This window comes from Protofrankia sp. Cas8 (genome assembly GCF_963555845.1).
Classification (GTDB): domain Bacteria; phylum Actinomycetota; class Actinomycetes; order Frankiales; family Frankiaceae; genus Protofrankia.
Genome location: NZ_CAUVXI010000286.1, coordinates 1 through 5,368, shown reverse-complemented (window position 1 = coordinate 5,368; position 5,368 = coordinate 1). Strand labels below are relative to the sequence as shown.

6 protein-coding genes are annotated in these 5,368 nt (G+C 68.7%); 2 read left to right on the top strand and 4 right to left on the bottom strand.

The features are described 5' to 3' along the window. Positions 1-369, bottom strand: a 369-nt coding sequence (locus U9977_RS25395; RefSeq protein WP_322751807.1) for a pantoate--beta-alanine ligase, incomplete at its 3' end; no start/stop codon positions are given. Between the two features lie 317 nt (positions 370-686). Next, positions 687-1,598 carry a phosphoribosylaminoimidazolesuccinocarboxamide synthase gene (locus tag U9977_RS25390; RefSeq protein WP_322751806.1) on the bottom strand — a complete coding sequence of 304 codons (912 nt, stop codon included), beginning with the start codon at positions 1,596-1,598 and terminating at the stop codon, positions 687-689. A 222-nt stretch (positions 1,599-1,820) separates the two neighbouring features. Between U9977_RS25390 and U9977_RS25385 the strand changes: the two genes are divergently transcribed. Then, positions 1,821-2,381, top strand: coding sequence for a hypothetical protein (locus tag U9977_RS25385; RefSeq protein WP_322751805.1), 561 nt, complete (start codon positions 1,821-1,823; stop codon positions 2,379-2,381). Positions 2,382-2,579: 198 nt separating this feature from the next. After that, positions 2,580-4,013 (top strand): adenylosuccinate lyase, encoded by a 1,434-nt coding sequence (gene purB / locus U9977_RS25380; RefSeq protein ID WP_322751804.1) that lies wholly within the window; start codon positions 2,580-2,582, stop codon positions 4,011-4,013. A 52-nt stretch (positions 4,014-4,065) separates the two neighbouring features. Here the strand turns inward: purB and purE are convergent, their stop codons facing one another. Together purE and U9977_RS25370 are read right to left on the bottom strand one after the other, a co-directional pair. After that, positions 4,066-4,590, bottom strand: coding sequence for a 5-(carboxyamino)imidazole ribonucleotide mutase (gene purE, locus U9977_RS25375; RefSeq protein WP_322751803.1), 525 nt, complete (start codon positions 4,588-4,590; stop codon positions 4,066-4,068). Between the two features lie 138 nt (positions 4,591-4,728). Continuing rightward, on the bottom strand, positions 4,729-5,368 hold a 640-nt coding region (locus U9977_RS25370), incomplete at its 5' end, for a phosphoribosylamine--glycine ligase (protein ID WP_322751802.1).

Below are 5,368 nucleotides of genomic sequence, written 5' to 3'. Positions count from 1 at the left end.
GACAGCGGGTGGGGCCTCGTGCACGAGCGTCGGCGCGAAGACGACGTCGACCCCCTCGGCGGCGCAGATCTCCAGGTCCGCCTCGAGCATCCGGGGGTAGCGCGAAAGATCTTCCCCCGGGCCGAACTGGAGCGGGTTGACAAAGATCGTGACGATCAACTGATCGGCACGCGCACGGGCCGTCCGGATGAGTTCGCAGTGCCCGGCGTGCAACGCCCCCATTGTCATCACGACTGCACGCGTTTCCACGGGCGCTAAGGGTGACGGGTGGAGTAGCGTCTCGAGGTCCGCGCGGCTGCGTACCAGTGTCGGCTTCCCGCCGTTGGACGGTCGGGGGCGCGTCGAAGTCGTGGTTCGGGCTGTGGCCATCAGTGTCGTTCCAGTCCTCGTGGGGGTACCGGACGTCGGCAGTCAGCGTAACGCGTCCGCAATCGCCCGCGCTCGCCTGTCACCCACCGCATATCGCACCCCGTCCGTCTTTGTCGTGATGATCCGAAAGATCGCCTATGGTTCGGTTCATCCTCGATCCTGCCCGTCTGCGGCGGGATCCTCACGACGTCCGGGCGTGGCGAGCCGCCGGCAGTGGCGAACACGGGCGCCGACGTGCCGGGATGCCCGACCACTAAGCGCGTTACCCGCTGGGCTCAAACATCGCGATCTTAGAGCGCCCCTGCTGTCGGGTGATCTTAGGCTGTGGCCAGGTAGTCGGCGAAGGACGTACCGGTCAGGCGCTCGTACGCCTCGACGTAGCGGTCGCGGGTGGCCTCGACGACCGGGTCGGGCAGTTCGGGGCCGGGTACGGAGCGGTCCCAGCCGGTGGAGATCAGATAGTCACGAATGAACTGTTTGTCGAAGGACGGCTGCGAGCGCCCTGGCTGCCAGCTGTCGACCGGCCAGAATCGGGATGAGTCCGGGGTCAGTATCTCGTCGGCCAGTCGCAGGACGCCGTCGGTGTCATGGCCGAACTCGAACTTGGTGTCGGCGAGGATGATGCCGCGCTCGGCGGCGAGATCGGTCGCGCGTCCGAAGATCGTCAACGTGAGTCTCTCCAGGTCGGCGGCCACCTGCGTGCCGACGCGGGTGGCCGCGTCCGCTCGGCTGATGTTCTCGTCGTGCTCGCCGACCGCGGCTTTCGTCGACGGTGTGTAGATCGGCAGCGGCAGCCTGCTGCCGTCGAGGAGCCCTGCCGGCAGGGTGTGGCCGCTGACCGAGCCGGTTCGCCGATAGTCCTTGAGAGCACTGCCGGTCAGGTATCCGCGGGCCACGCACTCGATCGGCACCATCGACAGCCGTCGGCACAGCATCGACCGGCCGCGTAGCTGCTCGGAATAGGGCGCGAGCTCATCGGGGTACTCGTCCACGTTCGCACTGAGCAGGTGGGACGGCACGATGTCGGCGAGTTGGTCGAACCACCACAGGGAGAGTCCGGTGAGGACGGCGCCCTTGTCCGGGATGTCGGTGGGCAGCACGACGTCGAAGGCGGAGATCCGGTCGCTGGCGACCAGCAGGACCGAATCGTCGCCGACGGCGAACAGCTCCCGTACCTTGCCGGATCCCAGATGGGTCAGCCCGGCGAACTCCTCATGCGTCAGCGGCATACCGAGACCGTATCGAGGCACGCCGACCGTATCGAGTCGCGCCGATGCCGGAGCCGATGCCTGCGCGGGTGTCCCCGACATGCGGAGTCCCTATGTGTGACCGACAATGGTGACGGTAAGTGAACTAATTGTAGCGGTCCGGGTCTGGCGCGGGCTGGTCCGCCGGCATCGTCGGTGGCCCCGGGCATCCTAAGGGGGATCGTGACCGAGCGACAGCCATCGGTGACAGCCGTGGATAGCCGTGCCGGGCCGGACACGACACCCGCGCAGCCCGATGGGCCGCGGTGGCGTCGGGGCATCGTCCGCTGGCTGATCATGCGGACCGGTGACCCCGCGAACGCGATCTACGGGACCATTCTCGTCGCGGCCGTCGTCGCGGCGGAGGACCCGGAGCACATCGAGAGCTTTGAAATCGCCCTGACGGTCGCCGTGACCGTCATGGTGTTCTGGCTCGCGCACGGTTACTCGCGGGTCGTCAGTGACCGGCTCAGCACGGGCACGAAGCCGTCGCTGGGCGAGGTGCGCGCGGCATTGGCCGAGCACTGGCCGATTGTGCAGGCAGCGGTGCCGCCGATGGTGGCGCTGGGCATCGCCGCCGCCGCGGGTGCTTCGGTGGTGGGCGCCCAGCAGGCGGCGCTGGGGACGTCGGTGGTGCTGCTCGCGATCTGGGGCACCGTTGCCGGCCGGGCCTGTCAGCTGACCGGCTGGCGGCTGGTCGTGTACGCCTGCAGCAGCGCCGCGCTCGGCCTCGTGATGATCGTCCTGGAGGTCATCATCCATTAGCCGGTGTCCGTCGTCACCGGCCCGTCGTCACCTGCTGGCTGTCGTCCGCCGCGATCTTTCGAGCTTTGTTCGGCTGTGAGGCCGTTTTTGATCGTACAAACCTCGAAAGCTTGTGTCTCGAAAGTTTTGTGCCGGGTCCGGAGGCCGGCGGAGCCCGAGCTGGGGATTGCGACCCGCCGGTGGGGCACGATGGCCTCTATGGTGACCACGTCCGTGATTCCCGATGTTCTGGCGACCCGCTATGCCTCGGCCGAACTGACCAGCCTGTGGTCACCGGAGAACAAGGTCGTCCAGGAACGCCGGCTCTGGCTGGCGGTGCTGCGCGCTCAGCGGGACCTGGGCCTGGCCATCCCCGCGGGTGTGATCGACGACTATGAGCGGGTCCTCACCGACGTCGACCTTGATTCGATCGCGCAACGGGAGCGGATTCGGCGCCATGACGTGAAGGCCCGGATCGAGGAGTTCAACGCCCTTGCCGGCCATGAGCACGTGCACAAGGGCATGACGTCTCGGGATCTCACCGAGAACGTCGAGCAGCTCCAGGTGCGCAGCTCGCTGGTGCTGATCCAGAACCGGATGGTGGCGGCGCTGGCCCGGCTCGGGCAGCTTGCCGCCGGGTACGACACGCTGGTGATGACCGGACGCAGCCACAATGTGCCGGCGCAGGCAACCACGCTCGGCAAGCGGTTCGCTTCCGCCGGTCAGGAGCTGCTCGTCGCGTTCGAGCGGGTCGAGGAGCTGCTCGCCCGCTACCCGCTGCGTGGGATGAAGGGTCCGGTCGGGACCGGCCAGGACATGCTCGACCTGCTGGACGCGGATCCGGCGAAACTGGCCGAGCTGGAACGGCGGATCGCGGAGTTCCTTGGCTTCGGACGGGTGCTGACCAGCGTCGGCCAGGTCTACCCACGGTCGCTGGACTTCGACGTCCTCACCGCGTTGGCGCAGGCTGCGGCGGCGCCGGCGAGCCTCGCGGTGACCATCCGACTGATGGCCGGCCATGAACTGGCCACCGAGGGCTTCGCCGCGGGCCAGGTGGGCTCGTCGGCGATGCCGCACAAGATGAACACGCGTTCGTGTGAGCGGGTCGGTGGCCTGGCCGTGGTGCTGCGCGGATTCGCGACCATGACCGGCGAACTCGCCGGGAACCAGTGGAACGAGGGGGATGTGTCCTGTTCGGTTGTGCGCAGGGTGGCGCTTCCAGGCGCCTTCTTCGCCGCCGACGGACTCTACGAGACGTTCCTGACGATCCTGGACGACTTCGGGGCCTACCCGGCAGTGATCGCCCGCGAGCTGAACCGCAACCTGCCGTTCCTGGCCACGACCAAGGTCCTGATGGCGGCGGTGCGCCGCGGGGTCGGGCGGGAAACCGCCCACGAGGTCATCCGCGAGCATGCCGTCGCGGTCGCCCTGACGATGCGGGAGAAGGGCGCCGACCACAACGATCTGATGAAACGGCTCGCCGGTGACGAGCGGCTGGGTCTGGACGCCGTCGCGTTGTCGTCCGTGCTGGCCGAGCCACTCGCGTTCACCGGCGCTGCCCGCGCGCAGGTCGCGGATTTCCACGCCAGGGTCGAGGACGTCGTGCGTCGCTACCCCGACGCCGCGGCATACCTCCCCGCGCCCATCCTGTGACGATTCTGGGACGAGCCTGGGACGATTCTGGGACGAGCCTGGGACGAGCCCGTCAGGCTGGCGGGAGTATCTCGGCGAGGCCCGCGGCCGCGGCCTTCTCGAAGTCGTCCTTGAACACGGTGAGCAGGACGTGCAGGTCCGGGTCGTTCAGAGCGAGGATCTGGGTGGCCAGCACGGCCGCGTTCGTGGAGTTGTTCAGCCCGACCGTGGCCACGGGGACGCCGGGCGGCATCTGCGCGATGGCGAGCAGGGCGTCCATACCGTCCAGCGCCCCGCCCGAGATCGGGACGCCGATCACCGGCAGTGTCGTGAGCGCGGCGACCGCGCCGGGCAGGGCGGCGGCGAGCCCGGCGCCGGCGATGACAACCGCGATCCCGCGGGTCCGCAGCTCACCCACATACCGGGTGAGGGCATGGGGGGCACGGTGGGCGGACAGCGAGACCTGTTCGTAGGGGACGCCGAAACGTTCCAGCGTCGCGCCGGCCTTGCTCATCGTCTGTGCGTCGGACGGGGAGCCGAACACGATGGCCACCTTGGGCGGCACCATGGTTGAGCCGGTCTGGACGGTCGCGTTCATACCTGCGTGTTCACTCACTTTCTCGGTACGTCGGGAGGGCCTGTTCCGGAGAAGCCCGGTGGGCCAAAGGTCGTGCGATCATGGTTTTTTCGCACGACCGGAGGCCCGGAGAAGCCCGGTGGGCCAAAGGTCGTGTGATCATGGTTCTTGTCGCACGACCGAAGGCCCGTAGGGGCCCAGCCGCGACGGGTCCCCGATGTCGGTCCGGTAGTGCGCGCCAGCCAGGGAGATTCGGCTGACGGCCTCGTAGGCTGATCCTCTCGCGGCTTCCAGATGCGGGCCGATGGCGGTGACGCACAGCACGCGACCCCCGGACGACACGATCCTGCCATCGGCGTCCCGGCGGGTTCCGGCATGCAGGATGTCCACCCCGGTGAGGGCTCCGGCGGCGTCGAGGCCGATGATCGGATCGCCGAGCCGTGGCGCCTGCGGATAACCGGCTGCCGCGACGACGACCGTGACGGCGGCGCCGGACCGCCACACCGGCGTCCGGTAGCCGGACAGGACATCGGTCAGCGGGGTGGCCAGCAGAGCCAGGATCGCCTGTATCTCGGGGTCGCCGAACCGGACGTTGAACTCGACGACCCGCACACCGCGGGAGGTCAGTGCAAGGCCGGCGTACAGCAGGCCGCAGAAGGGGGTGCCGCGGCGTGCCATCTCGTCCACGGTGGGCTGGATCACAGTCCGCACGACCTGGGCGGACAACCCGCGCGGCGCCCACGGCAGTGGGGCGTACGCGCCCATCCCGCCGGTGTTCGGCCCGGTATCGCCGTCCCCG